The sequence below is a fragment of the Bacillus sp. 0209A genome (genome assembly GCF_036765095.1).
Lineage (GTDB): Bacteria > Bacillota > Bacilli > Bacillales > Bacillaceae > Bacillus > Bacillus subtilis_G.
In genome coordinates this window covers 735349-751212 of sequence record NZ_JBAIZV010000002.1, presented here as the reverse complement: position 1 = coordinate 751212, position 15864 = coordinate 735349, and the positions used below count along the sequence as shown (strand labels likewise).

Below are 15864 nucleotides of genomic sequence, written 5' to 3'. Positions count from 1 at the left end.
CGTCACACCGCCCCGCAGCTCTCTTTTCTGATTACTTCTTTTACTGCTCCCAATCTATGTGTTTTCGTTTTCTGAAAAACTGAAATTTTATGTTCTGAATATACTAACATAATATACGTGCTTCTTTTTTCCCTGTCAATAACCTCAGAGAAAAAAGAAATGGTTATTTTACCCCTTTTTGAATGGCTTTCCAAAAGGATTCTGACTCGTTTCCTAATGCATAGACTGAGACACCTGCTATTTTGTATTGCTTTGCCAGATGGCTTTTCGTTTGGACGGTTTTTTCATTTTCATACCACACGACATGTTTATGCTGCTTTTTGTCAACGTAAGAAAACGTCATCGAACCTGATTTTTTGTTGAATATCGGCTTTACTTTCTGCTTTTTGATCAGGGGCTTGAGTTCATTCCATGCTCTCATTGTGCTGCCGCTTCCGTCTTTCACATCCCAGTCATAGCCGTACGCAGGGATTCCCATGATGACTTTATTGGCTTTGATCTTTTTAACTGAAAACTGCAGGGAGCTTTTGATCCAGCCTGTGCTCGCCACCGATCCCGGCTCGCCCCAAATGCCGTGTTCGTCGTAAGTCATGACTTGCACATAATCGGCATATTGACCGATTTTCGCATAATCATACGGCCAGCTCCAGTCATCGTTTTGATCATCGGCGCTTTTGGCCGGAACGGAAACCATTGTTTTGATCTGTTTCTTTTTCAGCGCCTGTGAGACATCTTGAATGAAGCGTGAATATTTGGACCGGTCTTCTGGATTCACCGCTTCAAAATCGATATTGATACCGTAGTATAAGTGCTTTTTAGCCAGTGCTATCAGCTGATCTGTGAATCGTTTTTTCGCTGTTTTATTACTCATGACCCGGCTCGCTAAATCACCGTCAAAATCATAAATGGCGTCATTATAATTTGAAATCACAGCCCATGTCTTGATTTTATTCTTTTTCGCATAAGTCAGCTGCTTGCTTGGGGCATCGCCAATGATGTGTCCGTTTTTTTCAAACGCAAACGTATCTGTGGCGATCGAATTCATGTATGTATGATATTTCACAAGAGAATTGTATGAGTCCGTATCCCGAGTTGTGTAGCCTACTGTCATGCCAGCGGCTTTCGCTTCTGCGTTTGAATACATAAACAGAATGATCGCAATCGCCAGTGAAACAGCTGCGATCAGCCATTTTTTCATCGCATTTCCTCCTTTTTCAAGTCATACTCTTCTCATCGGCCAAACAATTGGAAGTTGAAGTTTTTTCAGCGTGATTGAAAACCTTTGAAGTCTAGGAAGAATGAGCATTGAATCAGACTTCCGCAGGATGCGGTGACAGAGGCGTTTGAGCAGGACGCTGCCTGACAACGAATGCGAGGGTTTGTCGACACGCTGAAAGCCCGGCATATGCCGGGCTTTTGAGGTTAGCGGTCAGAGACGAGAATGTATGCTGCTTTTACAGGTCCGTGCACCCCGACGACCAAATCCATTTCGATATCGGCTGAGTTGCTCGGTCCGGTAATGTAGTTGATGCAGGAGGGAACAGTAACGCCGTCCGCAATATTTTGGCGGATGATATCACTGGCTTGCGTCATTCTCGGCACAATGCTTGACTTTGGCACAATCGCAATATAGGTCGTCGGCAGAAGGCTGACAGACCGGCCGATATCTTTTGAGGAGAAGAGGACAACCGTCCCCGACTCGGCCAGTGTGATTTCACTGAATGTAATTCCTACATTGGCTTGCTCCGCTTTTTTGATATTTTCTTCGCCTTTGTCAGCATCCCACTCCCAGACCGGCGTTCCATCGCTCGGCCAGTCTTTGGTGAGCAAGCTTTTTAGCCCGTATGCTTCAAAGCGGGGGTCCTTTGGAAGGATAACAGGACCTCCGGAAAACCGGCTGACTTGCTCGCGCAGGGCATCGCAGAGACCGGTTGAATCGGTTTCAATCAGCTCTGTATGGATTTTGACGCAATGGTTTTTGAGCACTGTGACCAAGTCATCCGCTGAGTATCCTTCAAGTGTTTGATATTGCGGCTGATGCGCCCACTCTGGGACTGCCACGCCTCCTGTTCTTCTTTCACGGCCAAGGCGTGATGCGATCCGGTTTAAAAAGCTCTCCTGATTCTGAACGGTTCCCTTCGTCATCACTGTTCCTCCTTCGTGCGTTCACTTGTTTCTCTGTCTGTAAACCAGTCTCTGAATCTCGATTTATGCGGTGCCGGGAAATCGCGGATCTGTGTCCAGCTTTTGAGCGGGCCGGGTCCTTTCGACATTTTTTCACCCTCTGTAAAAGGCGTCATCGCGGCCGGCGCCCATTTTGAGCCCATTTTATAAAGCGGCAAAGAGGATGCGCCAAGCCCAAATGCTTTCATCGCAAGCTTTTCACTGATCGGCGCCCTGCCTTCTTTTTCGACGATGTTCTGGCGATGCTTGAGGAGCAGCTCATGAAGCGGAATTTTGACCGGGCAGGCTTCTGAACAAGCCGCGCAAAGTGTAGATGCGTACGGCAGCTCCTTATAATCGTCATAACCGCCAAGCAGCGGCGATAAAACCGCTCCGATCGGCCCCGAATAGATTGAGCCGTAAGAGTGTCCGCCGACATGGCGGTACACGGGGCAGACATTGATACAGGCGGCACAGCGGATACATTGCAGCACAGACTGGAATTCCGTTCCGAGAATGTTGGACCGGCCATTATCAACAATGACAAGATGGAATTCCTCCGGCCCGTCCACCTCCCCTTCCAGCTTCGGGCCTGTCAGTGCTGTAATATAACTTGTCAGCCGCTGCCCGACAGCACTTCTTGTCAGCATGCTGACAAGCACTTCAAATTCAGAAAATGACGGGACAATCCGCTCCATTCCCATCACGGTGATTTGTGTTTTCGGCAAGGTGCTCACAAGCCGTCCATTTCCTTCATTGGTCACGAGGCTGACAGAACCCGAGTCAGCGATGGCGAAGTTACAGCCGGTAATGCCGATATCGGCTTCCAGAAACTTTTCCCGGAGGATGGCGCGCGCATGCATCACAAGCTCTTCCGGTTTTTCTGTATGTTGATAATCCAGCCTTTCTTTAAACACATCGCGTATTTGCTCTTTATTTTTATGAAGGGCGGGCGCTACGATATGTGACGGCGGATCGTGATCATCAATCTGTAAAATATATTCGCCGAGGTCGGTTTCGACGACTTCACAGCCTTCCTGTTCCAGCACCTCATTCAGATTGATTTCCTCTGTAACCATTGATTTTGATTTAACGATTTTCTTCCCGTTCTTCTTTTGAATGACATCGCGGATATAAGAAGACGCCTCTTCCGATGTTTCCGCGAAATAAACATGCCCGCCTCGTTTCGCCACATTTTCGGCAAGCTGTCCGAGATAGAAATCGAGGTTTTCAAGGACATGCTTCCTGATTTCCTCTGACAACGAGCGCCAGTCTTCCCAGTTTCCCAGCTCTTCGGCTGCTTCAAGGCGCCGTGTCCGCAGACGTTCCTGCGCTCCTGAAACAGCGCCCCTCATAAATTCATTATCGATCCCCTGTGATACCCGCTCATTGAAAGCGTCAGTACCGATTTTCATCGCCATGATCCTTTCCCCCTCTGAATCCAGTTTTATCTGCTGTTGAGCACTTCGGCGATGTGCATCACTTTGACATTCTTGTCTTTTCGGTCAAGCCGCCCCCCGATATTCATCAAACAGCCGCAGTCAGCGCCGATCAGCACCTCTGCTCCCGTATCCTCCACGCATGCGACTTTTTCATCGACCATCTGCTCAGAGATCTGCGCCATTTTGACGGAGAACGTTCCTCCGAATCCGCAGCAGTTGTGTTTCCCCGGAAGCGCTGTGAACTCTAAGCCCTTCACATGGCTGAGAAGCTTCATCGGCTCCTCCCGAACTCCGAGCAGCCTTGTCATATGGCACGACGTATGTAAGGTCGCTCTAGTATGAAGGCTTGCGCCGACATCTTCGATCCCAAGGACGTTCACGATAAAATCAGTCAGTTCATACGTTTTATCCGCGAGCTTTTGCGCTTTGTCGGCCCATTTCGGATCATTCTGAAACAGGTGCGGATACTCCCTGAACATCGTGGTGCAGGAACCGGAAGGGCTGACGACATATTCTGAATCCTGAAACGTTTCGATCATCCGTTTCATTGCTTTTTTGGCGTCATTCACATAGCCGCTGTTATAAGCCGGCTGCCCGCAGCAGATCTGCCCCTCCGGAAAATCCACCTCACATCCAAGGCGCTCCAGCAGTTCCACCGTTGCTTTTCCGACATTTGTTTGAAACATATCAACAAGACAAGTGACAAAAAGTGAGACTTTCATGATGAACCCCTCTTTCATCCCCAATATGTGATCTGGTCATCTGATGACCTGAACATAACAACTTCTATCAATATCGTACACTATTCTGACAAAGGAAGGAAAGGGTTTTCTGGGTATAATTTCATTTGCAGGCTTATAAAAACACCCCTGATCCCTCAGGAGTGCCATGATGCTGAAAACATATGGTTAAATCCAGCCCTTTTCCTCAGCGATGCTGGCGGCTTCTGTCCGATTTTTCGCATTGAGCTTTTGGATGATTTCTGAAATGTAATTTCGGACTGTGCCTTGTGATAAATAGAGTTCGAGCGTAATATCTTTTGTTGTCTTGCCTAAAGCCGCCAGCCGCAGAATTTCTTGTTCTCTTACGGTGAGCGGATTTTCGTCTCGCATCATATTAAACGTCAGCTCCGGGCTGAAGACCCGTTTTCCCTTTACACACTTTCGGATGGCGTCGGCCAAATCGTCAATTTCGCCGTCTTTCAGCAGATAGCCATGTACGCCGGCTTTGACGGCGCGTTCAAAATATCCGGGACGGGCAAAAGTGGTTAAAATAATGACCTTGCTGCCGCAGCCTTTTTGCATTAATTCCTCTGCCACATCCAGCCCGCTTCGAACCGGCATTTCAATGTCCATGATGCATACATCCGGTTCCAGCTTCAGAATGGCTTTTAACGCTTCTTCCCCGTTTAGTGCTTGTCCGATGACTTCCATATCCTCTTCTAAATCCAGCAGAGATCCCAGAGCGCCTAAAAGCATTCGCTGGTCCTCAGCAATAAACAGACGAATCATTCTTTTCGTCCTCCTATCAATCTGCTTTTTTAATAAGCGGAATCGTCAGTGTCAAAACCGTTCCGTTCTGTGCTGAAAGCGTTAATCCTCCTTCAATGAGCATCAGCCGTTCTTCCATTCCCCGCAGGCCATTCCCAAACGTATTCTCCTTTGCCGCTCCCTTTCCGTCATCCCGTATCACAACTCTCATTTTGTCAGCAAACCGAGAAATGGTGATGGCGCAGTGGGTTGCTTTGCTGTGCTTGATGATATTGGTCACTGCTTCCCGCATACACATGCTGATAATATTTTGCGTGACGGGAGATATTGCTGAAAAGTCTTCGTCACCTTCATATTGAAAGGTAATGTTCCCCGTTCTTAATATGTGCTGAATGTTGGCGAGTTCCTCCGCCATCGTGGCCGTTCTCATATCAGAAACAAGCTCACGAACCTGCTTGAGTGCGGCGCGTGAACTGATTTCCATTTCTTTTGCTTCAAGCCGGGTCCGTTCTGAATCAGATGTTGCCAGCCGCTGAATCAGCTGGCTTTTTAACGTAAGGAGCGACAGGGTATGGCCGAGGGTATCGTGAAGATCACGGGCGATTCGAACACGCTCCTCCCTTTTGGAGAGTTCTTTTATCTGTTCGTTGGCTTGGGCAAGTTGGGTTTCAAGTTCAATTCTCCGAAACATAGAACGGATGCCGAATGGAGAAATGAGCATGATGACGAGAAACGGGAGAACAGAAAAAAGCTCCCGGAGCGAAACCGAATTCGCGAGAAATTGATAAAAACACGGAAAAAGCAACATAAAGATTAAACCGCAGAACGCACGGTTAAACTTTGTTTTCTCTTTGTAATAACCAACAAAGTTTGCCGGAAAAAAACCTAAATAGATATAGGTGATATTGTAAAACACACTATAGATGAAAATAACCGCCATTTGCACGAGAAGCCAATACGTAAATGAATCTCTGCCCGCGCTGCAGAACAACTGGCGATATGCCATGACAAAAAAGAGCAGCATGCCATATCCAATCACCTGTTTGACGCCTGTTTCTCTCAATAAAGAAAGAAACGGCATGATGGTATACACCAGAAAGATATAAGGGAAAAACCCGAATTGCTTAGGGAATATAGTTCTTAAGATTTTCATGTATTACACCGCTTCTTGTTTTCTTCTTATATACTTAGATAGTAGCATGAAGAGCATCAAATAAGCGATTAGTATCAGAATATTTTCCCATGATGGGCCCCCGCCCCGGACAAGTTCCCACGCTCCGTTCCCGAAATGATAAGACGGAAGCCACCGGCCAATATTCTGCATCATGTCAGGCATAACCTCAAACGGCATCCACATGCCTCCGCCTAAAGCCAGCAGCATGTAAAGCACATTACTGATTCCAGCTGCTGTTTCTACTTTTCTCATAAGGCCGATTAGTGTGCCTAATGCTAAAAACGGCAATGCGCCAAACAAAATCCACAGTCCGCTCATGATCCATTCAAACGGGGACAAGTCGATGTCATTGATAATTGCGCCGCAAAGAAAAATGACGGTAATAGATAAGATGTGAATCACACTTTGACCGATCATCTGAGCTGATAAATAGATATGATCCGGAAGAGGCGTAATGCGGATAAAGGCAGTCCAGCCTTGCGACCGTTCTTGAACCATACGGATTCCAAGCGTCATGATAGAGGATCCCATTACGCTGAAGACTGTCATTGACATTAAGTAATGAGCGTCCCATGCACGTTGATCAGAGGCGCCCGTATTCACTACATTAGTAAAGAGATAATAAAAGGCAATCGGCATCATCAGAGACCAAAACACAAAATACTTATTCCGAAGCACCCTTTTCATTTCGGCTGCGCTTTGCTTTTGCAGCATATTCACTCACATCGCCTCCCTATTTCCGTCAGCCAGCTGGCGAAATGCCTCATCGAGCGTTCCTTGCTCAATTCGAATATCGCATGCTTGTATGTTTTCTTGAAAAATCAGTGCTAACACTTTGTCTGTATTTGATGTTTGGATGATGGTTCTCTGTTGCTTTTGGATCACTCGCTCTACGATCGGATGACGAGACAGCTTTTCCAATGATTCATCTGAATGCAGCGTAAAGGAAACAGACTGTTTTTGAATCCTTGAGCGGATTTGCATTGGCGAGTCGTCCGCCACAAGCCGTCCGTCAGCAAAAAATAAGATTCGCCGCGCGGCATCATCTGCTTCCTGTAAATAATGGGTTGAAAAAATAATTGTTTTTCCTTGGTCCGCGAGCCCATGAATGGTCTGCCAGAATCGATGTCTTGATGATGTGTCCATTCCGACTGTCGGTTCATCGAATATGAGCAGCTCGGGGTTCCCGGCAAGAGCCAAAGCAAAGCTCAAACGGCGTTTTTGTCCGCCGGATAATTTTTCTGCCCTCGTTTTCAAGTCTTCTTTTGTGAGTGCTGTTAACGAAACGAGTTCTTTCATAGATAATGGATTTGGATAATAGCTTCGGAAGAGCTCGAGGATTTCATACACCTTCAGTCCAGGCATGACGCTCACTTCCTGCAGCATCACCCCTATTTTTTCCCGCACCTGTTGATCACCGGGAACCCGGTTAAATAGTTTGATGTCTCCCTCGCTTGGTTTCAGCAATCCTAATATCATGGAGATAACGGTCGTCTTCCCTGCCCCATTCGGCCCGAGAATGGCTGCAATTTCTCCTTTTTTAATGCTGAAGCTGATGTTGTTTACAGCTGTTTTTTGCTGGAATTGTTTTGTCACATTGCTTACTGATACTGCCTCATTCATCACATGAACACCTCCTGATAGCTTATAATGATTGTAAAATGACGGAGAAGATGATGTTAGTATGAGGTGTCATGATGGTGGGTGACAAATGTCATATTCTTTCTCAAGTCTAGGTCATCCCTCCTCTACATCTTCCAATTTTTCCAGCTCGCCTATGCCGGATGTCCTCTTTCTTTTAAACTGCTATATACTTTCATAGAAAGACACACTCTTCAAACCGTGAGTGTTATGATATACATATTGAAATTTATTTTACTTTCCAGCTGAAAGGAGCCAATCATGAACGATGCGATTTTGTCTCGAAATGATGTGAAGATGAAGGGAAGCGGCAAAACATCTATCATTTTCGCACCTGGTTTTGGATGTGATCAAAGTGTGTGGAATGCCGTGGCCCCGGCCTTCGAAGAAGATCATCGGGTCATTTTATTTGATTACGTCGGTTCGGGACATTCAGACTTGCACGCATATGACCCGGATCGTTACCAGACACTTGAAGGCTATGCCCAAGATGTTCTTGATGTTTGTGAAGCTTTAGATCTGGAAGACACCGTGTTTGTGGGGCACTCTGTCGGGGCTGTGATTGGGATGCTTGCTTCCATCCGCCGTCCGGCGCTTTTTTCCCATCTGGTGATGGTGGGGCCTTCTCCTTGCTATTTGAATGATCCGCCTGAGTATTACGGAGGATTTGAGGAGGAACAGCTCCGTGGTTTGCTGGAGATGATGGAGAAAAATTACATAGGCTGGGCAACTGTATTCGCAGCAACCGTTCTGAATCAGCCAGATCGGCCTGAAATCAGGGAAGAGCTTGAAAACCGTTTTTGTTCTACTGACCCTGTAATTGCCCGCCAATTCGCGAAAGCCGCGTTTTTTTCTGATCACCGGGAGAATCTTTCGAAGGTAACGGTTCCCTCTCTGATTCTCCAATGCGCGGACGATATCATCGCACCGGCCGCAGTAGGCGAGTATATGCATAAGCATCTTCCTTATAGTACACTGAAACAAATGGAGGCTCGCGGGCATTGCCCCCACATGAGCCATCCTGAAGAGACGATCCAGCTGATCAGCGATTATTTGAAAGCGCTCGTGATATAGGAACGAAAGAGATAGAGGTGACCCTCTTAATGGACAAACAATTGAATGATGCACCATGCGGTTTCCTCACTTTGTCAGAAGAGGGTTCAATCATAGCTGTCAACCGCACCCTGCTCAAGATTCTGAATTATGAGCCGAAAGAGATTGTCGGCCGGCATATGAATATGATCCTGACAATTCCCGCACAGCTTTTCTGCCAGCTCTATTTTGAGCCGCTTTTAAAACTGGAGCAGCACATTGAAGAAATCTACATTTCTCTGCAAACTAGAGATGGAAAAGAAATTCCCGTCCTTGTCAATGCTGTTGCAAGAGCTGATGGCGGATTATCTGTCACCGAGTGTGTTCTGATACCGATGCGAAAGCGAAATGAATATGAAAATGAGCTGCTGATGGCCAGAAACACGGCTCAGGAAGCTTTGCTTGCCAAACAGAAAGCCAATGCGGAGCTAGAAATGGCCTTGGAAGCGCTGAAGGCAAAACAAGAAGAACTTCTTGAGATCAACAAACAAAATCAGCAATTTAAACTAAACACTAAAAGAGAGCTCGAGCTTGCCAGAAAAACACAGGAAAACTCGTTGACTGAACCGATTGTAAACGACCAGATCCAGATTGACGCTTATTACAAAGCATCCAGTGAATTATCGGGTGATCTATACGGATTTTATCAAATCGATGAACATCGATACGGCATTATTATTCTTGATGTGATGGGGCATGGGATTTCATCTGCATTGATTACGATGTCTCTGCATCCTTTGTTCCAGCGCCAGATCACGCAAGGTCTCAGTCCCGGCAAAGTCATGAAGGAATTAGACCGCCACCTTCACAGCTTGTTCCAAAATGATGAGGAAGCAAGACATTATTGCACAGCCATTTATCTCGAGATTGATACAGCCCGGCAAAAAATTGATTATGTCAATGCAGGGCATCCGCCGGCATTATGGCAGGGCGCCGGCGGAACCCAAAATCCGCTGCATACAACCGCGCCTCCGATCGGGATGTTTGAAGATACAGTCTTTCAGTCAAGCAGTCTTTCATACACGGAGGGCGGAAGGCTCCTGCTGTATACAGATGGCGTGATGGACCCTACAGCGTCATGTTATTTATTTGATTTATTAAAGGACCATCCCGATTTGCCTATCGCTGACTTGAAAGAGCAAATTCTTACATCCCTGCATGATCATAAGGAAGCCCATCATAAAAGTGATGACGAATGTTTTATATTAGTTGATTTGACATAAAATGATCCCTGAGACGCAACAATGATTTGTTACATCTCAGGATTTTCTGTTTAACGTTTTTTCGGAATATGGCCTGACTCCGCATATTGAAATACCTGCAAGGAAGGCAGCGGGTGTCCGTTAAAATCAAACAAAGCTTGGTTATCCACAGCACTTCCCCCATACCACTTCCCGGCATCTTCTGGGTCATATTCAGCGGCATAGCTCGAGGCCCATCCTGAACCGAATGTTTCCCATAACACTTTGTTTTTCTCCACCTGTGTTTTCGGCCCGACTGGAATCCACGCAGGCTCCCAATAGAACACGCCAAGTCCCGCCGTTCCTGTATTCGCTACGGCCTGCATCACATCTCTTATCACATTCGCCTGGCCTTGAACGGAAATAGGATATGGCAGCGTCTGCCCGCTTTTTGGCGTTGTATTTTCATGCCCATCACCGTCCTCAGCGGTATAAGTGTACGATGTCTCCGCCACCATGACTTTTTTGCCGTACGTCCCGGCAACTGCCTTCAGCACAGAGGTCAAATTCTGCAATGTGCCGTGCCAGAAAGGATAATAAGAACTGGCAAACACATCATAATCCACTTTGTTTTTGCGGAGTGTTTCTGCAATAAATGAATACCTTCCAGTTGTTTCAGGATTGGTAAAATGCAGCGCGACCAAGATGCCTGGGTCTGTTTCTCTGACCGCCCGGCTTCCTTCATTAAATAATTGACTCATCTTCGCCCAATCGGTTTCGCCCGCAAATGCCCCTGTTGTTTCATTTCCGACCTGAACCATGCCGATGTCGACGCCTTCCTTGATCATTTTTTGCAGGCTTTGTTTCGTATACTCATAGAGCTTTGTTTTTTTAGCTTCAAAGCTTAAATTCGCCCAAGCTTTGGGGGCCTTCTGTTTCGCAGGATCGGCCCAGAAATCAGAATAATGAAAGTCGGCCAGCACCTTCATTCCATTCGCTGTCGCTCTTTTTCCGATCTCAATGGCTTTTTGAACATCATTGTTTCCCCCTCCATATCCACTGCCATGTGAATCATACGGATCATTCCAAATGCGGACGCGAACATAGTTGACGCCGGCTTGTTTTAGGGTTGTAAAGATGTCCTGGCGTTTTCCGCTTGTATTGTAAAAGGTGACTCCGCTGTTTTCTAAAGCAATAACACTGGACACATCTGCCCCTTTGATAAAGTCCTTGTTCATGCCCTCTACTTTTTTAACGAAAAGATCCTCTGTCCGAGGCTTCGGCACATGTTTCTCCTCCCCAATGGCAGCGGCATATCCCGTAGAACTGAATACACTCCACACGATGGCAGCTGCAAAGAACATTTTCACGCTGCATTTCATGACACTTCTCACTCCTTGGTAAACGCTTTCAAAATACAATAAAAAAGAATCCGCCCATATCGAGCGGAGGCATCAGCCTAATGTGTGTTTACGACGATTCTCACTTCATATTTTTCCATCGTCAGGTCGCCAGATACTATCTCTCCGGTCATCATATCTTTCACACTCTGATTAAACGTGACCAGCTGTTTTTCTTCCGTGAAATTCATTACAAAAATGTAATCATTATCCTGATCCTGCCTCGCTTGTACGGAGACGCCTTTTCCGTGCCGAACCGGAAAAACAGGAGAAAGAGACAGGTCTGTGATCAGCCCTTCATAGAAATCCCGATGAAATTGATCCTCCAAACGCGCACCGATAAAATACGCCTTGCCCCGCTGATATTGATGGCTTGTCACCGCTGGCGTACGCGCATAAAAATCTTCTTGATACAAAGCTTCTGCAGACGCCGTCTTTACATCAATCACCGTTGCATAATCCTTCATTTCATATGATTGGCTGCGATAACTGACAGCATTTCGATCCTTTGGGTACAGCGTATCGGTTTCAAGAGGCTCCATTCCGAAAATGGCTTGCAAATCCGGATGCCATCCGCCTGTGTACGTTAAGTCATGTTCGTTCACAATTCCGCTGATATATGTCATGACTAAGGTGCCGCCATTAGCCGTAAACGCTTTTAAACGGGAAATGGTGTCTTCGCTGATTAAATAAAGCATCGGGACGATCAGCAGTTTATATGATAAAAAATCTTGTTCTTTTGTGATGACGTCGACAGGGATATCGTGTTCCCAGAACGTGCGGTAATGCTGCTGAAGCGTTTGCGCATAACGTTTTGTCGCCTTCGCAAAACCCTGAGCATCCTCGAGCGCCCAATGATTTTCCCAGTCATATAAAATAGCAGTTTCAGCGGGCCGATTCGTTCCGACAATCGCGGAAAGCTGTTCTAATGTTTCGCCGACTTTGGCCACTTCTTGAAAGACCCGGTTCTTCGGGCTATTATCATGATCAACAATCGCCCCGTGCAATTTTTCTGATGATCCGCGCGATTTACGGTATTGGAAATAGAGTACGCTGTCTGAACCGTGGGCAATCATTTGCATAGACGACAGCAGATTCATGCCCGGGCGCTTCGCCTTATTGACGTTATGCCAATTGACCGCGCTTGGCGTACACTCCATTAATAAGAAAGGCTGCTGCTTTAGGCTGCGGTACATGTCATTGATAAAGCCGGCCTTCATCGCCAAATCGGCTGTGCTTTCCCAGTCATTGTGCCAGACCGGATAAGCGTCCCAGCTGATGACATCGACATGCTTCGCAAATTTGCTGTAGTCGAGGCCCTGATACGGAATCAAATCCGGTGTGTCAGCCATAAAGTTCGTTGTGATAGGGATATCAGGCGTCAGTTCTTTCAGCGGGATGATTTCATTTTCATAAAACGAAATCGTTTGATCAGTGACGAACCGGCGCCAGTCTAAGTTCAAACCGTGCAAGCCATTTTCACCGATCGGCGAAGGGCTTTCAATTTGTGACCAATCATTAAATGTATGGCTCCAAAAAGGAGTCCACCACGCATGGTTCAATGCCTTGAGGCTGTTGTCATATTTCGATTTCAGCCACACCCTGAAAGCATGCTGGCATTGGTCGCAGTGGCACTCTCCTCCGTATTCGTTGGAAATATGCCACATTAACAGCGCCGGATGATTGCCGTATCGTTCTGCTAATAACCGGTTGATGTGACGTGTTTTTTCACGGTAGACTTTAGATGTAAGGCAGTGGTTGTGCCTTCCGCCGTGCAGCTGTTTGACGCGGGAGGCATTGACCCGCAGCACTTCAGGATAGGTTTGTGACAGCCAGGCAGGACGGGCTCCGCTTGGCGTTGCTAATATGACCCGGCCGCCTATGCTGTGAATCCGTTCAAAAATATCATCAAGCCATTCAAATTGATATACGCCCTCTTCCGGCTCAAGCGCGCTCCATGCAAAAATGCCGACAGAAAACGTATTCGTATGAGAAAGCTTCATCAGCTTAATATCATCGGCTAAAATATCAGGCCGATCCAGCCACTGATCAGGATTGTAGTCTCCTCCGTGGAGCATAAACTTCGCTTTAGTAACGTACGTTTTTTCAAGCTTTGCCATTATTTTCTCCCCCTTATTCTCTTACCCTTTTGTTCCCCCAGCGGTTAATCCGGACACAAAATGCTTTTGCAGCATGATAAAGATGATGGCAACCGGTATGCTGATAAGCAGGGCTCCGGCTGCAAATGTTGTATAGCTGGCTCCCATAACATCATTCACTAAATTGAATAGACCTACGGGCAATGTATATGATTCTGGCGTTCTCAATATCGTTGAGGACAGCACAAAATCTCCGAGCGGGCCGGTAAAGCCGTTCATGGCGACTACTGCCGCCATCGGTTTTGATAATGGCAGAATGATCTGGAAGAAGATTCTTGTGCTGCCGGCCCCGTCAATCTTGGCGCTTTCGTCTAAATCCATCGGAATGGAATCCATGTATCCTTTCATCAAATACGTATTCATCGGGATCAGGCCGCCGATATAAAGCAAGATTAACAGCCAGTGGCTATTGATCATCCCCAAGATTTGCGCCAGCACAAACAAGGCGATTAAAGCCGAAAACTGAGGAATCATTTGCAGCAATAAAAAGAGGGTTAAAGCGTATTTCCTTCCTTTAAATCGAAAGCGCGAAAATGCATAGGCGGTAAACGTCACACAGATCAAAGATCCCGCCATCGTAAACAGGCTGATCTTCATTGAGTTGAGATACCACTGCACATATTGAAGGCTTTCTTCGCCCGCAAATAACTCCTTGTAATGATCGAATGTCGGATGCTTCGGAATGATGGATGTGCTGATTAAGCTGTTGCCGGGGTTAAAGCTTGCGCCTGCCGTCCAAAGGAGAGGATAAACAATGATGGCCGCCATACAGGCTAACAACAAGTAAGACAAAAGGAGACGAATACATTTTCTGACCTTCATATCTGCCAGCATGCCTCATGCCTCCTCTTTAAAAGACTTCGTCCGTCTGAACTGCCACAATGCGATAGAGATGACAAACACAGATAATAAAATCGTTAAAGCCGCGGCGAGTGAATATTGACTGGACTGCATTGTCAATTTGTAAATCCACGAAACAAGGATATCTGTCCCGCCGGCTGTTGACCCGGTTACCGCCGGACCGCCGCCATTGAATAGATAGATAATATTAAAGTTATTAAAATTAAACGTAAACTGAGTAATGATAATCGGAGCCATAGCAATGAACACCATCGGAAGCGTGATGTATCTCAGCTTCGAGAAAACAGAAGCGCCATCAATCGTGGCTGCTTCATACAGATCGTCCGGAATGGACTGCAAGACGCCTGTTGAGACGAGAAAGATGTACGGAAACCCGAGCCAGCCCTGCATAAGAATCAGCGCAAGCCTCGACCAATTGGCATCTGTCATCCATGGAAGAGGCTCTATGCCGAAGAAAGCCAAGATATCATGATTCATCGCACCGAAGCTATCATTAAACAGCCCTGCAAAAATTAAAATCGTCACAAAACCGGGAACAGCCCATGGCAAAATCAAAATCGTCCGGAAAAAACGTTTAAAACGAATGTCTTTCTGATTGACAATAATCGCGAGAAAAATCCCCAAACTGACTTGCAGTGTGGATGCAGCAAGTGTCCAAACCACCGTCCAAGCCAGCACATCAAAAAAAGTCGACCTCCAAATATCAACTGTGAAAATGTTTGAGAAGGTTTGAAAACCGACCCAATCAATTAATTTAGCAGGAGGCGAATGATATAAATCATAGTTCGTAAAGGCTAGTGCAAAGCTGAATAAGATGGGGAAAATGACGGCGAAAATTAAAATAAACAAAGATGGTCCGCTGACGACATAAGGGTAGCCATGAGAAATGATATGTTGGTATTGTTCCTTGAGAGAGCTCAATGGCTTGTTTTCATCGCGCTGTTTTCCGCTTTGAAACGCATCGCGAAGATTCACATAATACACCGCAAGGCCAAAGCAGGTCACGATTACAGCGATAATCCCTTCCGCCAGCAGAAACACGGAATGATCCCGCGGCACCTCTGTTCCCAACGTGAAAATTCCCCAAAACCCCATATTGAGCAGATCTCCAAAGACCGCAAAAAACGATACGCCTAGGAAAAGAAAGACCAAACCTTTTATCCATTGCTTGTTATAAAATTGCCCGAACCCCGGGATGATAGACAGCAACAAAGCGATTTGACGATGCTGCACCGTTTTCACCTCTCTCACAATACAAATC

General features: G+C 46.5%; 14 protein-coding genes and 1 other annotated feature (1 of these 15 only partly in view). Of the genes, 2 read left to right on the top strand and 12 right to left on the bottom strand.

The genetic code is table 11. The features are described 5' to 3' along the window. Nucleotides 1-66, bottom strand: a binding site (T-box leader) (it extends 168 nt beyond the left edge of the window). Nucleotides 67-163: 97 nt separating this feature from the next. The 8 genes from V6D44_RS08975 to V6D44_RS08940 form a co-directional block, all read right to left on the bottom strand. Then, a complete protein-coding gene (locus V6D44_RS08975; RefSeq protein WP_202328009.1) occupies nt 164-1198 on the bottom strand; it encodes a glycosyl hydrolase family 18 protein in 1035 nt (344 codons plus the stop codon). A gap of 224 nt (nt 1199-1422) precedes the next feature. Further along, complete coding sequence (gene lutC, locus V6D44_RS08970) at nt 1423-2145, bottom strand: lactate utilization protein LutC (RefSeq protein WP_333516415.1); 723 nt, start codon at nt 2143-2145, stop codon at nt 1423-1425. Then, complete coding sequence (gene lutB / locus V6D44_RS08965; protein ID WP_087993488.1) at nt 2145-3584, bottom strand: lactate utilization iron-sulfur protein LutB; 1440 nt, start codon at nt 3582-3584, stop codon at nt 2145-2147. Before lutB ends, lutC begins: the two co-directional genes overlap by 1 nt. A 26-nt stretch (nt 3585-3610) precedes the next feature. After that, nucleotides 3611-4327, bottom strand: coding sequence for a lactate utilization iron-sulfur protein LutA (gene lutA / locus V6D44_RS08960; RefSeq protein WP_087993489.1), 717 nt, complete (start codon nt 4325-4327; stop codon nt 3611-3613). A 186-nt stretch (nt 4328-4513) separates the two neighbouring features. After that, nucleotides 4514-5116, bottom strand: a complete 603-nt coding sequence (gene yvfU / locus V6D44_RS08955; protein ID WP_087993490.1) for a two-component system response regulator YvfU — start codon at nt 5114-5116, stop codon at nt 4514-4516. 16 nt (nt 5117-5132) lie between these two features. Further along, nucleotides 5133-6248, bottom strand: a complete 1116-nt coding sequence (locus V6D44_RS08950) for a sensor histidine kinase (protein ID WP_141113429.1) — start codon at nt 6246-6248, stop codon at nt 5133-5135. Between the two features lie 3 nt (nt 6249-6251). Continuing rightward, on the bottom strand, nt 6252-6989 hold the full coding sequence (locus V6D44_RS08945) for an ABC transporter permease (RefSeq protein ID WP_087993491.1): 738 nt from the start codon (nt 6987-6989) through the stop codon (nt 6252-6254). Continuing rightward, nucleotides 6990-7895: an ABC transporter ATP-binding protein gene (locus V6D44_RS08940; RefSeq protein ID WP_087993492.1), complete on the bottom strand. Its 906-nt coding sequence runs from the start codon at nt 7893-7895 to the stop codon at nt 6990-6992. Nucleotides 7896-8171: 276 nt separating this feature from the next. On the opposite strand from V6D44_RS08940, the gene V6D44_RS08935 reads away from it, so the two are divergent. Then, a complete protein-coding gene (locus V6D44_RS08935; protein ID WP_087993493.1) occupies nt 8172-8984 on the top strand; it encodes an alpha/beta fold hydrolase in 813 nt (270 codons plus the stop codon). A gap of 29 nt (nt 8985-9013) precedes the next feature. Continuing rightward, nucleotides 9014-10225, top strand: coding sequence for a PP2C family protein-serine/threonine phosphatase (locus V6D44_RS08930; protein WP_333516414.1), 1212 nt, complete (start codon nt 9014-9016; stop codon nt 10223-10225). A 50-nt stretch (nt 10226-10275) separates the two neighbouring features. Here V6D44_RS08930 and V6D44_RS08925 read toward each other — a convergent pair whose 3' ends face one another. The 4 genes from V6D44_RS08925 to ganP form a co-directional block, all read right to left on the bottom strand. Further along, nucleotides 10276-11565, bottom strand: a complete 1290-nt coding sequence (locus tag V6D44_RS08925; protein ID WP_202328006.1) for an arabinogalactan endo-1,4-beta-galactosidase — start codon at nt 11563-11565, stop codon at nt 10276-10278. Between the two features lie 77 nt (nt 11566-11642). Then, nucleotides 11643-13706 carry a beta-galactosidase GanA gene (ganA, locus tag V6D44_RS08920; RefSeq protein WP_202328234.1) on the bottom strand — a complete coding sequence of 688 codons (2064 nt, stop codon included), beginning with the start codon at nt 13704-13706 and terminating at the stop codon, nt 11643-11645. A gap of 18 nt (nt 13707-13724) precedes the next feature. Further along, on the bottom strand, nt 13725-14576 hold the full coding sequence (gene ganQ, locus V6D44_RS08915; protein ID WP_087993496.1) for an arabinogalactan oligomer ABC transporter permease GanQ: 852 nt from the start codon (nt 14574-14576) through the stop codon (nt 13725-13727). Between the two features lie 3 nt (nt 14577-14579). Continuing rightward, nucleotides 14580-15836 (bottom strand): arabinogalactan oligomer ABC transporter permease GanP, encoded by a 1257-nt coding sequence (gene ganP / locus V6D44_RS08910; RefSeq protein ID WP_087993497.1) that lies wholly within the window; start codon nt 15834-15836, stop codon nt 14580-14582. Nucleotides 15837-15864: the final 28 nt, after the last annotated feature.

Coding starts and splice junctions, on each gene's coding strand:
- V6D44_RS08975 (WP_202328009.1), bottom strand. CDS start 1,198: ATGAAAAAATGGCTGATCGCAGCTGTTTCACTGGCGATTGCGATCATT.
- lutC (WP_333516415.1), bottom strand. CDS start 2,145: ATGACGAAGGGAACCGTTCAGAATCAGGAGAGCTTTTTAAACCGGATC.
- lutB (WP_087993488.1), bottom strand. CDS start 3,584: ATGGCGATGAAAATCGGTACTGACGCTTTCAATGAGCGGGTATCACAG.
- lutA (WP_087993489.1), bottom strand. CDS start 4,327: ATGAAAGTCTCACTTTTTGTCACTTGTCTTGTTGATATGTTTCAAACA.
- yvfU (WP_087993490.1), bottom strand. CDS start 5,116: ATGATTCGTCTGTTTATTGCTGAGGACCAGCGAATGCTTTTAGGCGCT.
- V6D44_RS08950 (WP_141113429.1), bottom strand. CDS start 6,248: ATGAAAATCTTAAGAACTATATTCCCTAAGCAATTCGGGTTTTTCCCT.
- V6D44_RS08935 (WP_087993493.1), top strand. CDS start 8,172: ATGAACGATGCGATTTTGTCTCGAAATGATGTGAAGATGAAGGGAAGC.
- V6D44_RS08930 (WP_333516414.1), top strand. CDS start 9,014: ATGGACAAACAATTGAATGATGCACCATGCGGTTTCCTCACTTTGTCA.
- V6D44_RS08925 (WP_202328006.1), bottom strand. CDS start 11,565: ATGAAATGCAGCGTGAAAATGTTCTTTGCAGCTGCCATCGTGTGGAGT.
- ganQ (WP_087993496.1), bottom strand. CDS start 14,576: ATGCTGGCAGATATGAAGGTCAGAAAATGTATTCGTCTCCTTTTGTCT.